This is a genomic window from Pseudomonas sp. NyZ480, from assembly GCF_029537255.1.
GTDB lineage: Bacteria > Pseudomonadota > Gammaproteobacteria > Pseudomonadales > Pseudomonadaceae > Aquipseudomonas > Aquipseudomonas taiwanensis.
On the sequence record NZ_CP120626.1, the window covers coordinates 3,597,232 to 3,614,752 of the forward strand.

General features: G+C 63.5%; 13 protein-coding genes and 1 pseudogene. 5 read left to right on the forward strand and 9 right to left on the reverse strand.

The window, feature by feature from the left end:
* Positions 1-7: 7 nt before the first annotated feature.
* The 3 genes from P3R38_RS16640 to P3R38_RS16650 form a co-directional block, all read right to left on the reverse strand.
* A complete protein-coding gene (locus P3R38_RS16640) occupies positions 8-835 on the reverse strand; it encodes a transporter substrate-binding domain-containing protein (protein WP_277686433.1) in 828 nt (275 codons plus the stop codon).
* Between the two features lie 153 nt (positions 836-988).
* The gene (locus P3R38_RS16645) at positions 989-1,918 is read right to left on the reverse strand and encodes an FAD-binding protein (protein WP_023381367.1); all 930 of its coding nucleotides are present in this window, start codon (positions 1,916-1,918) and stop codon (positions 989-991) included.
* On the reverse strand, positions 1,919-2,668 hold the full coding sequence (locus P3R38_RS16650) for an electron transfer flavoprotein subunit beta/FixA family protein (protein WP_023381368.1): 750 nt from the start codon (positions 2,666-2,668) through the stop codon (positions 1,919-1,921). It abuts the gene before it with no gap.
* Between the two features lie 557 nt (positions 2,669-3,225).
* Here P3R38_RS16650 and P3R38_RS16655 point away from each other — a divergent pair.
* Entirely contained in the window at positions 3,226-4,890 is a 1,665-nt protein-coding gene (locus tag P3R38_RS16655) for an electron transfer flavoprotein-ubiquinone oxidoreductase (RefSeq protein ID WP_023381369.1), read from the forward strand.
* Between the two features lie 73 nt (positions 4,891-4,963).
* On the opposite strand, the gene P3R38_RS16660 is transcribed toward P3R38_RS16655, so the two are convergent.
* The 5 genes and pseudogenes from P3R38_RS16660 to P3R38_RS16675 all read right to left on the reverse strand — a co-directional run bounded on the left by P3R38_RS16660 (position 4,964) and on the right by P3R38_RS16675 (position 9,496).
* Positions 4,964-6,640, reverse strand: coding sequence for a hypothetical protein (locus P3R38_RS16660; protein WP_023381370.1), 1,677 nt, complete (start codon positions 6,638-6,640; stop codon positions 4,964-4,966).
* 125 nt (positions 6,641-6,765) lie between these two features.
* Positions 6,766-6,882 (reverse strand): annotated as a pseudogene (locus P3R38_RS25130) (type II toxin-antitoxin system MqsA family antitoxin); the annotation flags it as partial.
* A gap of 87 nt (positions 6,883-6,969) precedes the next feature.
* Positions 6,970-8,295, reverse strand: a complete 1,326-nt coding sequence (locus P3R38_RS16665; RefSeq protein WP_023381371.1) for an MFS transporter — start codon at positions 8,293-8,295, stop codon at positions 6,970-6,972.
* A gap of 69 nt (positions 8,296-8,364) precedes the next feature.
* On the reverse strand, positions 8,365-8,850 hold the full coding sequence (locus tag P3R38_RS16670; RefSeq protein WP_023381372.1) for a response regulator: 486 nt from the start codon (positions 8,848-8,850) through the stop codon (positions 8,365-8,367).
* Positions 8,851-9,022: 172 nt separating this feature from the next.
* A complete protein-coding gene (locus P3R38_RS16675) occupies positions 9,023-9,496 on the reverse strand; it encodes a sigma-70 family RNA polymerase sigma factor (RefSeq protein WP_023381373.1) in 474 nt (157 codons plus the stop codon).
* Between the two features lie 216 nt (positions 9,497-9,712).
* Between P3R38_RS16675 and P3R38_RS16680 the strand changes: the two genes are divergently transcribed.
* Genes P3R38_RS16680 through P3R38_RS16690 form a run of 3 tightly spaced genes read left to right on the forward strand, consistent with a single transcriptional unit; the run spans position 9,713 to position 14,275 of the window.
* The gene (locus tag P3R38_RS16680) at positions 9,713-10,891 is read left to right on the forward strand and encodes an efflux RND transporter periplasmic adaptor subunit (protein ID WP_104881459.1); all 1,179 of its coding nucleotides are present in this window, start codon (positions 9,713-9,715) and stop codon (positions 10,889-10,891) included.
* Entirely contained in the window at positions 10,892-12,856 is a 1,965-nt protein-coding gene (locus P3R38_RS16685) for a MacB family efflux pump subunit (RefSeq protein ID WP_277686434.1), read from the forward strand. It begins immediately after the preceding gene.
* Between the two features lie 3 nt (positions 12,857-12,859).
* Positions 12,860-14,275, forward strand: a complete 1,416-nt coding sequence (locus P3R38_RS16690; RefSeq protein WP_277686435.1) for an efflux transporter outer membrane subunit — start codon at positions 12,860-12,862, stop codon at positions 14,273-14,275.
* A gap of 101 nt (positions 14,276-14,376) precedes the next feature.
* Here the strand turns inward: P3R38_RS16690 and P3R38_RS16695 are convergent, their stop codons facing one another.
* Positions 14,377-15,999: a twin-arginine translocation signal domain-containing protein gene (locus P3R38_RS16695; RefSeq protein ID WP_027908208.1), complete on the reverse strand. Its 1,623-nt coding sequence runs from the start codon at positions 15,997-15,999 to the stop codon at positions 14,377-14,379.
* Between the two features lie 168 nt (positions 16,000-16,167).
* Between P3R38_RS16695 and pvdM the strand changes: the two genes are divergently transcribed.
* A complete protein-coding gene (gene pvdM / locus P3R38_RS16700; RefSeq protein ID WP_023381378.1) occupies positions 16,168-17,520 on the forward strand; it encodes a pyoverdine-tailoring dipeptidase-like protein PvdM in 1,353 nt (450 codons plus the stop codon).
* Position 17,521 lies beyond the last annotated feature (1 nt).

Sequence of the window (17,521 nt, forward strand, 5' to 3'; positions counted from 1 at the left end):
AATCTTCCTACTGTTTGGGGGCATCCAGCGGCGCCTGCATCTGTACCTTCCAGCGCTCGACATTACGCTGTAGCACGGCCTCGGACGCACCGGAGATCGGCAATTCTGTCAGTTTTTTCGCTAATTGCCCACGCAGCCACGCGTCATTGCAGGCCGAGTTGTGAGACACGGCCAGATACAGCCCCGGGCGGTCCACCGGCAGCCCGCGTGCGATCAGGTCATTGCTCATGCCCAGGCTCTGGGCCATGGCCATTCCCGCGTAGCGACCCGCCAGCACATAGTCCACCTGCCCCAGCACCAACTTCTGGAATGCCTGGGTCAGGTTCTGCGCGGGCAGCAGCTTCAGTTGCGCCTTGGCGAAGGCTTCGAAGGCCGGCGTAAGCCGCGCCCGCTCCGACAGACCACCCTGGTACTGGGCAAGGTCGGCCGGGCCGTCAAACACCAGGCTGGCATCATGGCGAGTCCAGACCAGGTACTCATTGAGCTGCAAAGGGGGGTGGATGTAGTCGAGCGCTGTCAGCTGGCCGACCTGCATCGGCGTGTCGAGCAACAGGTCCATCCGGCCACTGCGCACCTCCTCCAGAGCCTGGTCGCGCTTGCCGGCATACAGCACCTCGAGTTTCACGCCGAGTTCGCTGGCCACCTGGCGCAACAGGTCGACGTTGGCACCGATCAGGTGTTCAGGGTCCTTTGGGTCCTGCCAGGAATACGGCGGCGCATCAGGGCTGCCGGTCGCCACCAGGCGCTCGCACTTGCCTGCCGCCATCGCCATCGCCATCGGCGACAGCATCGCAACCATGCATGCCAGTATCGCGCGCGCTCCGCGAAGCCTCATCCTCTCTCCTTGCCTTGTTCTTGAGGGCCCACTTGCCCGCACCACCGGCACGCGCCTCCTGCAGGCGCCGGCCGGCGATAAGCCCGCAACGGGCATGAAAAAGCCCGACCCCCTCAACGAGGGCCGGGCTTCTTTATAAGTGAAGCAGCCGGATCAGACCAGCTTTTCCAGCTCTGGTACCGCTTCGAACAGGTCAGCGACCAGGCCGTAGTCGGCCACCTGGAAGATCGGCGCTTCTTCGTCCTTGTTGATCGCAACGATCACCTTGGAGTCTTTCATACCGGCCAGGTGCTGGATGGCACCGGAGATACCGACGGCGATGTACAGCTGCGGCGCGACGATCTTGCCGGTCTGGCCGACCTGCATATCGTTCGGCACGAAGCCTGCGTCGACCGCGGCGCGCGAAGCACCGACAGCGGCGCCAAGCTTGTCGGCCAGGGCGTACAGGTGCTTGAAGTTGTCACCGTTGCCCATGCCACGGCCGCCGGATACGACGATCTTGGCAGCGGTCAGCTCTGGACGATCGGACTTGGCCAGCTCTTCGCCGACGAAGGCCGAGATACCGGCATTGTGAGCAGCCCCCACCGCCTCAACGGCAGCCGAGCCGCCTTCGGCGGCGACGGCGTCGAAGCCGGTGGTACGCACGGTGATGACTTTTACAGCAGCGCTCGATTGCACGGTGGCAATGGCGTTACCGGCGTAGATCGGACGCTTGAAGGTGTCGGCGGACTCGACCGAGATGATCTCGGAGATCTGGTCGACGTCCAGCAGCGCGGCAACGCGCGGCAGGATGTTCTTGCCGTTGGTGGTGGCTGGGGCCAGCACGTGGCTATAGCCTTTGGCCAGCTCGACGATCAGCGGCGCGACGTTCTCCGGCAGGACGTGGGCGTAGGCTGCGTTGTCAGCAACCAGCACCTTGGCCACGCCAGCGATCTTGGCGGCGGACTCGGCAACGCCACCGACATTCTGGCCAGCGACCAGTACGTGGATATCGCCACCGATCTTGGCGGCTGCGGCGACAGTGTTCAGGGTGGCCGGGGCTACGGCACCGTTTTCGTATTCAGCGACAACCAGGATAGTCATTTAGATTACCTTCGCTTCGTTCTTCAGCTTCTCGACCAGTTCGGCCACCGATTTGACCTTGATACCCGCGCTGCGGGCAGCAGGCGCTTCGACCTTCAGGGTCTTGTTGGTGGAGGCGATGGAGACGCCCAGCGCGTCTGGAGTAACGGTCTCCAGCGGCTTCTTCTTGGCCTTCATGATGTTCGGCAGCGACGCATAACGTGGCTCGTTCAGGCGCAGGTCGGTGGTGACGATCGCCGGCAGGTTCAACGCGACGGTCTGCAGGCCGCCGTCGATTTCGCGGGTGACGTTCAGCTTGTCGCCAGCCACTTCCACCTTGGAGGCGAAGGTGCCCTGCGCGAAACCGGTCAGCGCGGCCAGCATCTGGCCGGTCTGATTGTTGTCACTGTCGATGGCCTGTTTGCCGAGAATGACCAGCTGTGGCTGCTCTTTGTCGACAACGGCTTTCAGTGCCTTGGCCACGGCCAAGGAGTTCAGTTCGTCAGCTGCTTCGACCAGGATGGCACGGTCGGCACCCAGGGCCAGGGCGGTACGCAGTTGCTCCTGAGCAGTGCTCGGGCCGACGGAGACGACGACGATCTCGCTCGCAACGCCCTTTTCTTTCAGGCGCACGGCTTCTTCCACGGCGATTTCGCAGAAGGGGTTCATGGACATCTTGACGTTTGCAAGGTCGACGCCGGAGTTGTCCGCTTTGACGCGAACCTTGACGTTGTAGTCGACCACTCGTTTGACAGCTACAAGAACCTTCATGGATTCCTCGTTACTCTCCGGTGAATAGAATGTCGCCTGGGGCTTGCCCGGCGATTGCGCGTGGGTACAAGGGCACCTCTAAAAACGTTCCGGCTCGAGCGAACTTCACAGTGACCAATCAGTCCTGTTCAGACTGTTTCGGCAAAACCCGCGGGTCATTTTCTGTCGTGGCGTGTAGACTCCACTACAAAACGGGTTTCGGCCCGAAAACCTTGCTCTACGCCTGGCCTTTAGGGGTGCACCTGCGCCCGACGGTCAGCCTACGGCGAGCGTAAAACCGCTCGTATCTTGACCGTAACACCCAATCCGGTCAATACGGCAAATCGGCCACCCTCAAGCCGCGTTCCTGTGATTTTACTGGCCTGCGGCAAATTCAAACAAACGTTTGTATTGGACCCGCCAAGTGGTGTAGATATAATGCGCGGCCAAGACAAAACGGTGTAGTTCGTCATTCACGCGGCTACAGGGCTACAGACACCTGAACAGCCTCCCGTGACCACCCCCGCACCCAATAAGACAAAGCAACAGCACGAGCCTTGATGAGTAGGAGAGTACCAGTGGAACGCGAATACATGGAATTCGACGTGGTCATCGTCGGCGCCGGCCCGGCGGGCCTGTCCGCCGCCTGCCGCCTGAAGCAGAAGGCCGCCGAAGCCGGTAGCGAGATCAGCGTCTGCGTGGTCGAGAAAGGCTCCGAAGTCGGCGCCCACATCCTCTCCGGCGCGGTCTTCGAACCCCGCGCCCTGAACGAGCTGTTCCCCGACTGGAAAGCACTCGGCGCGCCACTGAACACCGAAGTGAAGCGTGACGATATCTATGTGCTCAAGGATGCCGGCAGCTCGACCAAGGTCCCTGACCTGTTCGTGCCTAAAACCATGCACAACCAGGGCAACTACATCATCTCCCTGGGCAACCTGTGCCGCTGGCTGGCCCAGCAGGCAGAGAACCTGGGCGTGGAAATCTACCCAGGCTTCGCCGCACAGGAAGCGCTGTTCGACGAAAACGGTGTGGTACGCGGCATCATCACTGGCGACCTGGGCGTCGACCGCGAAGGCAACCCCAAGGACGGCCTGTACACCCCAGGCATGGAACTGCGCGCCAAGTACACCCTGTTCGCCGAAGGTTGCCGCGGCCATATCGGCAAGCAGCTGATCAAGCGCTTCGACCTGGACAGCGAGTCCGACGTGCAGCATTACGGCATCGGCTTGAAGGAAATCTGGGAAATCGACCCTGCCAAGCACGAGCAGGGCCTGGTGGTGCACACCGCCGGCTGGCCGCTGGACGTGATGAGCAAGGACAACACCGGCGGCTCGTTCCTCTATCACCTGGAAAACAACCAGGTGGTGGTCGGCCTGATCGTCGACCTGTCCTACGCCAACCCGTACCTCTCGCCGTTCGATGAGTTCCAGCGCCTGAAGCATCACCCGGTGATGAGCCAATACCTCGAAGGCGGCAAACGCATCAGCTACGGCGCCCGCGCCATCTGCAAAGGCGGCTTCAACTCGCTGCCCAAGATGGTGTTCAACGGTGGCGCGCTGATCGGCTGCGACCTGGGCACCCTGAACTTCGCCAAGATCAAGGGCAGCCACACCGCCATGAAGTCGGGCATGCTCGCTGCTGAGGCAGTTGCCGACGCACTGATCGCCGGCAGTGAAGGCGGTGACCAGCTCAACGGTTATGTCAGCGCCTTCAAAGCCAGCTGGCTCTACGAAGAGCTGTTCGCCAGCCGCAACTTCGGCCCGGCCATGCACAAGTTCGGGCCGATCCTGGGCGCGGCGTTCAACTATGTCGATCAGAACTGGTTCGGCGGCAAGCTGCCGTTCACCCTGCACGACACCAAGCCGGACTACGCCTGCCTCAAGCTCGCCGCCGATTCGCAGAAGATCGACTATCCGAAACCCGACGGCAAGCTCAGCTTCGACAAGCTCAGCTCGGTATTCCTCTCCAGCACCAACCATGAAGAGGAGCAACCTTGCCACCTGAAGCTGACCGATCCGAACGTACCGATCGCCAACAACCTGCCACTGTACGACGAACCGGCGCAGCGCTACTGCCCGGCCGGCGTATACGAAGTGGTCACCCAGGAAGACGGCAACAAGCGCTTCCAGATCAACGCGCAGAACTGCGTGCACTGCAAGACCTGCGACATCAAGGACCCGGCCCAGAACATCACTTGGGTCACGCCTGAAGGCGCTGGCGGGCCGAACTACCCGAACATGTAAGCCCTGCCCCCGAGGCAGGAAAAAGCCCCCTGGCCGCGTGGCCCGGGGGCTTTTTCGTTGTGCCCGGAGGCAATCATTCCGCCTGCTTGCCGCTGTGGAACGCGACCGTCGTCCGCGTGGTATCCAGCCCCAATTGGGCAAGTCGCTCGCGCACATGGGCGAGGCATGCACCGCCATCCGGCACATAGTGCCCCGACGCATCGTTGATCATTCCCAGGATATCGTGGACCGCCACGCCCGCCCCCATGCGGACGATCGTCATTTCACCCGCGCATACCACGGGGGCGCCCATACCCAGCTGGCTGTGAGTGATGTAATGAGCCCGCGGCGCCGCCTTGTCCCAGCGCTTTACGATAATGCTCCCCTGTGGCGTGTACACCCAGGTGTAGGAGTCGTTTGCCGTGTTGGGCTCAAGATAAACAGGACGCTGGCCGACCAGCTCGAACCCCAGCACCCTACCGTCCTGCTCACCGATCAACTGGCAAACTCCTTCGATGTTCGAGACGTCGTAGCTGCGCCAGTACAGCCAGTCGCTCAGCAGGGGTCGCCAAGTGACCGGGTACGTACGCCCGGTAAAATCCAGCGGTGTCTCCTTGCCCTTCAAGCGCCAGTCCAACCAGTTCACGACGCCCTTCCAACTCGCCCCTCTCGCCGGCAGCAGCCAAGGGCTTTCGGCAACCAGTAGCCGGTTGGACAGTTCATCGTTGACCACCAGATCCAGAGATTGCATGCGCCACGCAGGCCCGTACCCTTCGCCGCTCACTTGGTACAGCTCGACACTGTGGAGCTCATCGGCAACCAGCTGACGCCCCGCGAACATGCTCGACAGATCGACATCGACCTGAAGCAATGAGCCACGATCGAAGTTGCGTGCCAGCAATTGCCGGTGCGCGCTGCCGTTGACGGAAAAATACACAGCATCACTGGTCCCGGACCTCAAGTCATTGGAGACCTGCACATGAATGGCCAGCGTGCTGATACGCAACGCGCTGCCCCTGTTACGCCTCGTCTGCCCCGGCATTTGCACCTGCCATAGCCCCTCTGGTGACTCTGCCACGTGTGCCTGAAGCCATACATCGCCATTGCCGGGGTCGGCGCACAAAGCGCGTTTCTCTTCGCCATAGAACAACACGCCTCGGGCGGACAAGTGCCAGCGGTCTCCGTCCTGCGCGGCAGGTTTGCAGCGCACGCCCAGGCCCAGTACCTGTTGGGTGGCAACATGGGTCAGCTCGCCATCCTGATACATCCACTGCATCGCCAGCGGATCGGGCAAGGCGGCAACGCGAACCCCTGACTCGTCCGCCATCAGAAAATCGCGCCCATTGCGCAGACAGAAAGGAATGCCAACCGGCATTCCTTCCAGTGAGGTCTCACGACCTACTCTACCATCGAGTCCGTCGAGCAGAAGATGCGAGATCTCGACCTTGCGCGCTTTCTCATCGACCAGCACCCAGGCAACACCGCTTGGCGCCGCTTGAATGTCCATGACATGCCGAAAATGAGGCAACGGATGCGCGCCGGTCAGTTGCTCCCCGTCACCGTAGACAACCAGCCAGGCAGCGTCGTGATGCTCGTTGTCGTCGAACACGCAGCCAAGGCTGTTGTTGCCCCAGGTGATTACGGGCGTAACGGCTTGCTCGAAGTCGCCATCAGGCCCCGGGGCATCATGGTGCGTTCCTGAAAAGAGCATGGTCGCCGGAATGGGCGGCAGCTGACGGCGCGTCAGCCATTTCACATGAAATCCGTACATGGCGCCTGTTTCCTGAAATGTGGATGCGGGAGCAATCTACATTCATGTACAGTCGCCTTCTGTGCGCCTTGTAGCCTTGATTTGCGTGAACCGTTGGCACCGGCTGTAGGCTGTTGCAGCCCGACTCAGGGTGTCCTTATCTCTTCGAACAATTCTGGGCGACGATCGAGCAGTTTGAATAGCTCGATGAGTGCAACCGGTGGCCGCATCTTGCCATTTTCCCAACGGGAAAATGCGTTCACCCGCCACCCTAGACCGCGTGTGCAGTCATCGCTGAACACATCAGGAATGACCGTGGATTCTGCCTCGATGCCCCTGCTCCTCTAGGCTCATTTGTCAGCGCACATGACCGGCATAGGCTCGACGGCGAACGCCAAGGGCTCGCGACGCCCGAAATACAACGCAGTGAGCAATCCGACGGTGCCCATGATCAGACAAAAGCCGACACACACCCACGGGCTCCACGGCATCAGCGCGATCAATGCCAGCGGCGTGGTACTGGCCCACAGGGCATAGGCGACGTTATAGGTGAAGGAAATACCCGACACGCGGATCTGCGCCGGGAATAATCCGACCATGATCGACGGCACCACCCCCACCACGCCACAGCAAAGCCCTGCCAGCGCATAGGCGGCCCACACCGCGCCCCACTGCCCCACCAGGCTTGCGTACAGCACGCCGACACCCAATGGCAGCAACAGGCTGTAGACCATCAGCGCACGCCAGCCACCCAACCGGTCGACCAACAGCCCCGCCATCACGCAGCCTATATTGAGAAAGACGATGCCCACGCTGCTCAAGGCGAAGGTATGCCCGGCACTCATGCCGAAACGCTGCTGCATCACGGTCGGGGTGATCACCACCAGCACCACCACCGCCGAGGTCAGCACGCAGGTCAGCAATGCCGCCGGGATCAGCGCACGGCTATGCTCTGCCAGCACCCGTCGCAGCGGGAAGGCCACTGGCTGCTCCTGGCGCTCGCGCAGGGCCAGAAACACCGGGGTTTCACTCAGCCAGCGACGCAGCCACACGCCGATCACACCGAACACGCCACCCAGCAGGAACGGATAACGCCAGGCGTAATCGAGGATTTCCTGCGCGGTGAAGACCTGCGCCAGCAAGGTTGCGGTCAAGGCACCCAGCAGGTAGCCAAAGGTCAGCCCGGCCTGCAGGAAGCCCAGTGCATATCCCCGTCGCCCTGGCGGGGCGTGCTCGGCGACGAAAGTCCAGGCACTGGGCACCTCGCCTCCCACCGCGGCCCCCTGCAGGATGCGCAGCGCCAGCAGAATGAGCGGGGCGGCGTAGCCGATGTCGGCGTAGGTCGGCATCACACCGATCAACAGGCACGGCAGGGCCATCATCAGGATGCTCAGGCTGAACACCCGCTTGCGGCCCAGATGGTCGGCAAAATGCGCCATGAGAATCCCACCCAGCGGGCGGGCCAGGTAACCGGTCACGAAGATCCCGAAGCTTTGCAGCAAGCGCAGCCATTGCGGCATCTCCGGTGGGAAGAACAGCTGGCTCAGGGTCAACGCGAAGAACACGAAGATGATGAAATCGTAGATCTCCAGGGCGCCGCCCAGTGCCGCCAGACCCAGGGTCCGGTGGTCGCTGCGGCTGAACCGGGGCGCAGGAGCGGTGTGGTTGGCAGTCATGGCAGGGGTCCGCAAATCGGCAAAGGGCAAGAGGATAGCAAATGCTTACCCTTGGGTACCCCTTCAGGTTCAATGGGTCCGGCTGAATACGGTCGACGGGAAATGCTGGCGAGCGCGCGGAAATGCCAGATGGCTGGCGACGCTCGAAGGCAGGCCAAGCTTGCCGACCAACACTGGCGCATCGATGATCGCCATGAAAGAACCCAGCGCTTCGTCGTCCGGCACCTGGGGCAGGCTGATGCTGACCGCCTGGCGCTCGGCCGGCGGCACGTCTGGAACCGTCACAGACTGTGAGTGATAGAGCAAGGCGTGCTGAATCTGTGCGTTGACCCGACAAAAGCGCTCAAGGTCGACCCCGCAGTGACTACCCAACTCGATATTGCCGACCAACAGGTTGAAAGGTTGCAGCGCGCACTGCACCAGGCGCTGCAGCTCTTCGAAGCTTTGCACCGGCGCGATCCGGAAATAGCCCAGGCCATTGAGCAGTCGCTCAAGGTGCAAGCGCTGGCTGGGGTGCTCGTCGGCGATAAGGATGCGCATCGTTTTGTTGGGCATCATCGGACCTGGGCAGTTAGCTAGTTAAGGGAAACTCCCTGACCAAACTGCGCCGACGAGGCAACTGCCGAAACCATGAATTCGGCAGGGTCTTCATTGATAGTTGTCGGGAACTTTCCAGAAATCAAGTTGCCGCGTACAGAATTTTCATTCGTGTTTCACCGGCTTTTCACTATTCCCATTGCCGCATGCGCAAGCGGCAATGCTTCATGGCGTTGACGATATGTTTTTCCACCATGCTTCGGGAAACGCCCAGCCGCTCGGCGATCTGCTGGTGTGAAAGGCCCTCGAGCTTGCGCAACAGGAAGCTGTCGCGGCAAGGCTTGCTCAATTCGTCCAGGGCCCTTTGCATCAGTGCCAGGCGCTGATCGAGCTGCATTTCCTGGGACGGTGCCTGAATGTGCCAGCGCTCGTCGCTGTCCAGCACGTCCAAGGGTTCGGCCTGGCGCACACGCTGACGCCGATGACGGTCTACCACCAGGTTGAGCGCGGTCCGGTACAGGAAGGCGCGCGGATGCTCGATCTGCTGCGCGTCGGTGCGCTCCAGTACCCGCAGGTAGGCATCGTGGGCAACGTCCTCCGCCGCCTGGCGACTGCCAAGGCGTGCGGAAAGGAAACTCACCAGTTCACGATAGTAATGTTCCACAGCGGCACCTGGCGTCGCCCTGCCCTGCCACAGGTGTGCGGGGACGCGGGAATATGTGATATCAGCGTGCAATCTTACAAATTATAATTATTCTCAGCAACACACAGCGGTACCCCCAACCTGGGTAAATCCCGCATGCTGATCTTCGTCTAACTGGGACCTCCCTGCGCGCCTCGACTGGCTGCGTGTGGCCATCACCCCTGGCTGGAAGTCCGCATGAGACGCTTACCCAACACTCGCCGCCGCATCCTCCTCGGTGGCCTGGGCCTGCTTGGCCTGGGCAGCCTGCTGGCCTGGAAGACCTTGCCATTCGACAACCAGCCGGCCAGCACGGTAACCGTCACCCGCGCCGATATCGAAAGCAGCGTCACCGCCCTGGGCACCCTGCAACCTCGTCGCTACGTCGATGTCGGCGCCCAGGCCTCGGGGCAGATCCGTCGCCTGCATGTCGAAGCGGGCGACCAGGTTCACCAGGGCCAGTTGCTGGTCGAGATCGACCCGTCAACCCAGCAGGCCAGGCTCGACGCCGGCCGCTACTCGATCGAGAACCTCAAGGCCCAGTTGGCCGAGCAGCGCGCCCAGTACCGCTTGGCCCAGCAACAGCTCAAACGCCAGCGCGACCTGGCCGCCGCTGGTGCCACCCGCGAGGAAGACGTGCAGGCTGCCGATGCCCAGCTCAAGGTCACCCAGGCCCGCATCGACATGTACCAGGCGCAGATCCTTCAGGCCCAGGCCAGCCTGCGCAGCGACCAGGCCGAACTTGGCTACACGCGCATCTACGCGCCCATGGACGGCACCGTGGTCGCCGTGGACGCCCGCGAGGGCCAGACCCTGAATGCCCAGCAACAGACGCCCCTGATCCTGCGCATCGCCAAGCTGTCGCCGATGACCGTCTGGGCCCAGGTCTCCGAGGCCGATATCAGCAAGGTCAAGCCCGGCATGAGCGCTTACTTCACCACCTTGGCTGGTGGCAAGCGCCGCTGGACCAGCACCGTGCGCCAGATACTGCCGATTCCGCCCAAGCCGCTGGAGCAGTCCAGCCAGGGCGGCGGCAGCCCGACCAGCGCCACCTCCGGCACGACCGGCAGCCAAGTCGTGCAGTACACCGTGCTGCTGGACGTGGACAACCCTGACGGGGCACTGATGGCCGAGATGACCACCCAGGTGTTCTTCGTCGCCGGCCAGGCCAGCCAGGTACTGACCGCACCGCTGGCGGCGCTGGACGACAGCGATGGTGACGGCCTGCGCATGGCCCAGGTACTCACCCGCGACGGCAAGGTCGAGCAGCGCCAAGTGCGCACCGGCCTGAGCGACCGGCTGCGGGTACAGATCCTCGACGGTGTCCGCGAAGGCGAACGCCTGCTCATCGGCGCCCCTGCCGCCAGCGGAGGTTGAATGTCCGCCCCCCTGATCGAGCTTCGCGACATCCGCAAAGTCTACGGCGGCCTCGACACACCCAAGGTCGAAGTCCTGCGCGGTATCAGCCTGCGCGTGCACCCCGGCGAATTTGTCGCCATCGTCGGCGCGTCAGGGTCTGGCAAATCGACCCTGATGAACATCCTCGGCTGCCTCGACCGCCCCAGTTCCGGCTGCTATCGCTTCGCCGGCAAGGACGTGGCCGAGCTGGACACCGACGAGCTGGCCTGGCTGCGACGCGAGGCCTTCGGTTTCGTGTTCCAGGGCTACCACCTGATTCCTTCGGGCTCGGCCCAGGAAAACGTCGAAATGCCAGCCATCTATGCCGGCTTACCGGCCAGCGAGCGCCGCGCCCGCGCCGCCGCCCTGCTCGAACGCCTGGGCCTGGCCAGCCGCACGGGCAACCGCCCGCACCAGTTGTCCGGCGGTCAGCAACAGCGCGTTTCCATCGCCCGCGCGCTGATGAACGGCGGCCACATCATCCTCGCCGACGAACCCACTGGAGCCCTCGACAGCCACAGCGGCGCCGAAGTCATGGCCCTGCTCGACGAACTGGCCAGCCAGGGGCATGTGATCATCCTTATCACCCACGACCGCGAGGTGGCGGCACGCGCACACCGGGTGATCGAGATTCGCGACGGCTTGGTGATCAGCGATTCGGCCGACGACCAGCCACCGGTCAATCCGCACCGAGGCCTGCAGGCCGAAGACCTGCGCGAACGCCTGGATCGCGGCGCCACTGAGCGTGGCGCCTGGAAGGGCGAGCTGGTCGAAGCCTTGCAGGCAGCCTGGCGGGTCATGTGGATCAATCGCTTTCGCACTGCCCTGACCCTGCTCGGCATCGTCATCGGCGTCGCCTCGGTGGTGGTCATGCTGGCTGTGGGCGAAGGCAGCAAACGCCAGGTCATGGCACAGATGGCCGCCTTCGGCTCGAACATCCTCTACCTCAACGGTCGCCACGCCACCCTGCGTGAGCCCGCCGGCGTGGTGACCCTGGACGATGTTGCGGCGATTGCCGAACTGCCCCAGGTGACGCGGATCATGCCGGTGATCGGGGACGACGTGATGGTGCGCCACGGCAACAACAACCAGAAATTCTACGTCGGCGGCAACAATATCGAGTTCCCCTACATCCTCAATTGGCCGGTGGTCCAGGGCAGCTTCTTCAGCGACAGCGACGAACGCACTGGCGCCGCCGTCGCAGTGATCGGCCAGAAGGTACGCGACACGCTGCTCGAACCTGGCAGCGACCCGATCGGCCAGTACCTTCTGCTCGGCAACGTACCGTTCCAGATCGTCGGCGTGCTGGCCGGAAAAGGCGCCAGCTCCGGCGACCAGAACAGCGACGAACGCATCGTCGTGCCCTACTCGGCAGCGTCCATTCGCCTGTTCGGTACCCAGGACCCGGAATACGTGATCATCGCCGCCCGAGATTCGGCACGAGTGGCCGAGACCGAAGCAGCCATCGATCACCTGATGCGCCAGCGTCACCAAGGCAAGCAAGACTTCGAGCTGACCAACGACGCCGCACTGATCCAGGCCGAAGCCCGCACCCAGAACAGCCTGTCGCTGATGCTGGGGGCGATCGCCGCGATCTCCCTGCTGGTCGGCGGCATCGGGGTGATGAACATCATGCTGATGACCGTGCGCGAACGCACCCGCGAGATCGGTATTCGCATGGCCACCGGCGCCCGCCAGCGCGACATCCTGCGCCAGTTCCTCAGTGAGGCGGTGATGCTGTCGATGGTCGGCGGCCTGACCGGCATCGCACTGGCCTTGGGCATCGGCGCAGGCCTGATGCTTGCCGGGGTCGCCGTGGCCTTCGCCCTACCCGCCATCCTCGGCGCCTTCGCCTGCGCCGTAGTCACCGGCATCGTGTTCGGCTTCATGCCGGCCCGCAAGGCGGCGCGTCTCGATCCGGTCAAAGCCCTTACCAGCGAATAACCCATGACATTGCCAAGCCGCATCAGCCTGCTGACCCTGACCCTGAGCCTTTGCCTCGCCGCCTGCAGCACACCGCCACCGCCCGAAAGCGGCATCGCACCACCGGATAACTGGCAAGGAGAGACCGGTGCTGCCGGGCTCACCCTGCCACAGACGAAGTGGTGGAAAGCCTTCGCCAGCCCCGAACTGGACCGTCTGGTTGAACGTGCGCGGCGCAACAGCTACGACCTGGCGGCTGCCACCGCACGTGTACGCCAGGCCCAGGCCCGCGCCGTGATCGCCGGTGCGCCACTGCTGCCGGCGTTGAACTTCGGGTTTGAAGGCAGCCGACAGCACCTGCTACGGGGCGACGGCAGCGACCAGCTCGATGTCAGCAGCAGCGAACGCACCAGCACCTCGTTTGGCACCACGCTCAACGCGACCTACGAGATCGACTTCTGGGGCGGCCTGCGCGCCGCACGCGACAGCGGCCTGCATGGCCTGGACGCCAGCCGCTTCGACCGCCAGACTGTGGAACTGACCCTGGTCAGTGCCGTTGCCGATAGCTACCTGCAAGGGCTGGCACTGGATGAGCAACTGCGCATCGCCCGCCTGAACCTGCGCAATGCGCGGGATGTGCTGGGCCTGGTCGAGGTGCGGCAGCGCTCTGGCTCGGCCACGCGCCTTGAGTTGGCGCAACAACGTAGCCTGGTGGCCGCCCAGGAGCGCCAACTGCCGCTGCTTGAGCAACGCCAGCAGGACAACCGCGTCACGCTGGCCACCCTGCTCGGCGACCCCGTGCAACATTTGCCCGGCAGCGACGAGCGCATCGACACGGTGCAGTGGCCGGCAATTGGCAGCGGTATGCCCAGCGACCTGCTGACCCGCCGGCCAGACATCGCAGCCGCCGAAGCGCGCCTGGCGGCCGCCAGCGCCAATGTGCAGGTCGCACGGGCCGCCCTGCTACCAAAGCTGACCCTCGGCGCCGAGTTCGGTTCGGGGGCCCGCACCCTGCCCCAGGTCTTCGACAGCCCGTACTACACGCTGACCTCCGGCCTGGTCGCGCCGATCTTCAACAACGGCCGACTGCGGGCCTCGCGTGAATTGGCCGAGGCAGAGCAAGAGGAGTTGCTCGAGGCCTATCGCAGCAGCATCCTGGCCGGCTTCGCCGACGTCGAGAAAGCGCTCAACGCCATCCATGGCGTCGACCGGCAACGGCAATGGCAGGATGAGCAAGTGCAACAGGCCCGCCTGGCCTTCGACCTCGCCCAGCAACGTTACGGTGCCGGAGCCGAAACGCTGCTGACGGTGTTGGAAACCCAGCGCACGCTGTACGAGGCACAGGATCAGCAGGCGCAGTTGCGCTTGGCGCGATTGCAAGCGAGCGTGGCCCTGTACAAGGCACTGGGTGGCGGCTGGCACGTGAAAACAGCCCAGTGAGTACACACGGGGCTGCTGTGCAGCCCTTTCGCGACGCCTGGCCGCTCCCACGAATAGTTCGATGCCACGAAGGTTGGAGATCAATCCAACCCATGGCGCACTCAGGCCAGCAATCCCTTCAATGAAAGATGCCGCGCATACCACGGCCGTTTCGGCACCTGGCGCATGAACCCGGCCAACTTGCCTTCGTCCTCGCCAAAGATGATGCGCAATGCCAGCTTCATGGTCTCGACATCCATCTCCACCGACCTGCCCGGCCTTACCCCAGGCACTGTACTGCAGCCATGGGTATCCGGCCCCAGCCAGGGGTCAGCCACCTCCACCCAGCGCCCCGGCGCAAACCACGGCACGCCGTTGACCTGCATCCGGCTGACTTCGCCCGGGTGAAAACGCTCATGGGCGGCGAACCAGTCCTCCACGCGATCGTCGATCCAACCATGAAACCGCCAGAACACCGGGTGCACATGGGACGAGAACGGGTCGCCCAAAAAGTCGTTTTCCGCTGCATACCAACGCGGCGCAAAGTCATCCAGCTCGCGGGCCAGCGGCACCGGCGCGCCGTTGGAGGGGTCGCGCGGCACCGACGCCCAGCGCATGTGCAGCCAGTCGTGCAGGCCCAGCTCCATCTCCGAGCCCAATTGCCCCAAGGTCATCCGCGACAAGTAACGCGGGTCGCGATACCGAGACTCCCATACCGCGAAGTTGCCATGGAACGTCTCGGCACGCTTGATGCCGTTGACCCACTCGCTGAACGCATCGTCCCCCGGCGCCAGCCAGGTCGGCGGCACCGAGCAGCCGTCGAGGTTATCGAAGTAACGGGCAAAACCCAGGCGGTCGCGTTCAAGCTCCGGCTGCGGCAACGGAAAGCTCGACCACGACGGCAGCGGCTGCAGCGCACGGGCCGCAGCGAGCATGTGCCGGTGCATGAAGAAAAAGTCCTCGCCCGAGCCGTTGCGGTCCTTGAGTTTGCCGCGCGCATCACGCTCGCGCTCACGAGGGCCAGGTTGCCACCCCAGGCCGCGCAGGGCATTGCGCTTTTCCTCCGAGAGGTTGTGCCACTTGTCACGCGAGGCATGCCACAACTGGTGGAACAGTCGGTGCTCGGGGGAAATCAGCCAGTCCAGCAAGGCCGGCTCAAGGCCAATGGTCTGGCGCGCTTCGGGGAAGCGCTGGCCAATGGCGACGAAGCGGTTGTCCTGCAACGGCAGCGCCAGGGACCGGTCCAGTGCGGCAATCTGCCCACTCAGGGTCTCGCTGCCGGCATTGCCGAACTCGCCCCACACCTGATCCAGGGTGATCGCCATTTCATAACCTCGATGGCTCGCATCCGTTGGCATCAGGCGCCAGTAAAGGCGATTGGAATCGGACTCGGCCAGGTCACCGATCAACTGGTAACGCGGCGCCTTTTCGCTGCGCAGCCGTTGTGCCGTGTCAAGGCAACCGCGCACGCCACGTCCTCGCGCGGCAACGTCGATGAACAGTTCAAGCTGCTGAGCCGGCAGACCCGCAAGCCCGGCATCGGCCCCTTCGAAGCGGATAGCCCAGATACCGCGCAGGCGGTTGCCCAGGCGTTGGCCGGCGGTGTCGGCAAGCTCCACGCTGGCCTCCCCCGGGGTGACCGGAAACTCATCCCTGGTCAGCTCGCGGTGCGCATAGTGGACCGCCGGCAGGGCCGCGCCCGCCAGGGCCACACCGGTCATGAAACCTCGTCGAGAAATCGTCATTACCCTACCTGTGTCCGCCATGAAGCAGGCGCTGTCCCAGCAAGGACGTATGCTCCCCGGCGAAATTTAGCCAGGTCGTCGCTGCCCCTCGCTAAATTTCCTCCCGCCACGCTCGTCCCTCCCAGACAGCCCAAGCCCCGGCATTCGCGGACCTGAAACGAGATGGCAATGACACAACCTCGCTGGAAGAAAACCTTGTACATCGGTGTGCCCCTGGCCCTGCTGCTCGGTGCCGGTGGCTACCTGGCCTGGAACCAATGGCTGAACCCCGCCCCGCACTACCCGCGCGAGGTGATCAAGCAGGCCGACGAGCTGCAGGATCGGCTGATCTCCTTCGACAGCCACATCACCCTGCCGCTGGACTTCGGTACCCATGGCCAGGAGGCAGACAAGGATGGCGACGGCCAGTTCGACCTGGCCAAGGCCGCCAAAGGACGATTGTCCGGCGCCGCCTTGACCCTCTTCGGCTGGCCGGAAATCTGGAACGGCCCCGATGCACCGCACCGGCCGACCGCAGGGTTTGTCGAGGAGGCCCGTAATCAGCAGGAGGTGCGCTACAAGATCATCTCCGGCCTGGTGCGCGACTTCCCCAACCAGGTCGGTATCGCCTATACCCCCGACGATTTCCGCCGCCTGCACGGCGAAGGCAAGTTCGCCATCTTCATCAGCATGCTCAACGCCTACCCGTTGGGCAACGACTTGAACCTGCTGGACAAGTGGGCCGCACGGGGCATGCGCATGTTCGGCTTCAGCTACATCGGCAACAACGACTGGGCCGACTCCTCGCGCCCGCTGCCGTTCTTCAACGACTCACCCGACGCCCTGGGTGGTCTCTCACCCATCGGCAAGCAGGCCGTGCAACGGCTCAATGACCTGGGGGTGATCATCGATGTCTCGCAGATGTCCACCCAGGCCTTGGAACAAGTCAGCGCCCTGAGCCGCGCGCCCATCGTCGCCTCGCACTCTGCGCCACGGGCGATGGTCGATATCCCACGCAACCTCAGCGACCGCGAGATGCAACTGATCAAGAACAGCGGCGGCGTGGTGCAGATCGTCGGCTTCTCCGGCTACCTGCGCCCGCTCACGCAAAAGACCCAGGACAAGCTCAACGCCCTGCGCGCCAAGTTCGACCTGCCACCGCTGCCCAACCTGGCCATGGCCCTGATGCCCGGCGACCCGATCATCGCCGCCTGGCCCGAGCAGCGTTTCGGCAGCTACGCCAGCCAGCTGTACGCCATTCTCGACGAAGAACCCAAGGCCAGCCTCAAGGACCTGGGCGATGCCATCGACTACGCCGTGCGCAAGATCGGTATCGACCACGTCGGCATCGCCTCGGACTTCAACGAAGGGGGTGGCGTGCGAGGTTGGGAGGATGTGAGCCAGGTGCGCAACGTCACCGCCGAACTGATCCAGCGTGGCTATAGCGAAGCCGATATCGCCAAGCTGTGGGGCGGCAATTTCCTGCGTGTCTGGGCCCAGGTTGAAAAGGCCGCCAGCCCTTCTCTTTCCTCTACCCGGTAAG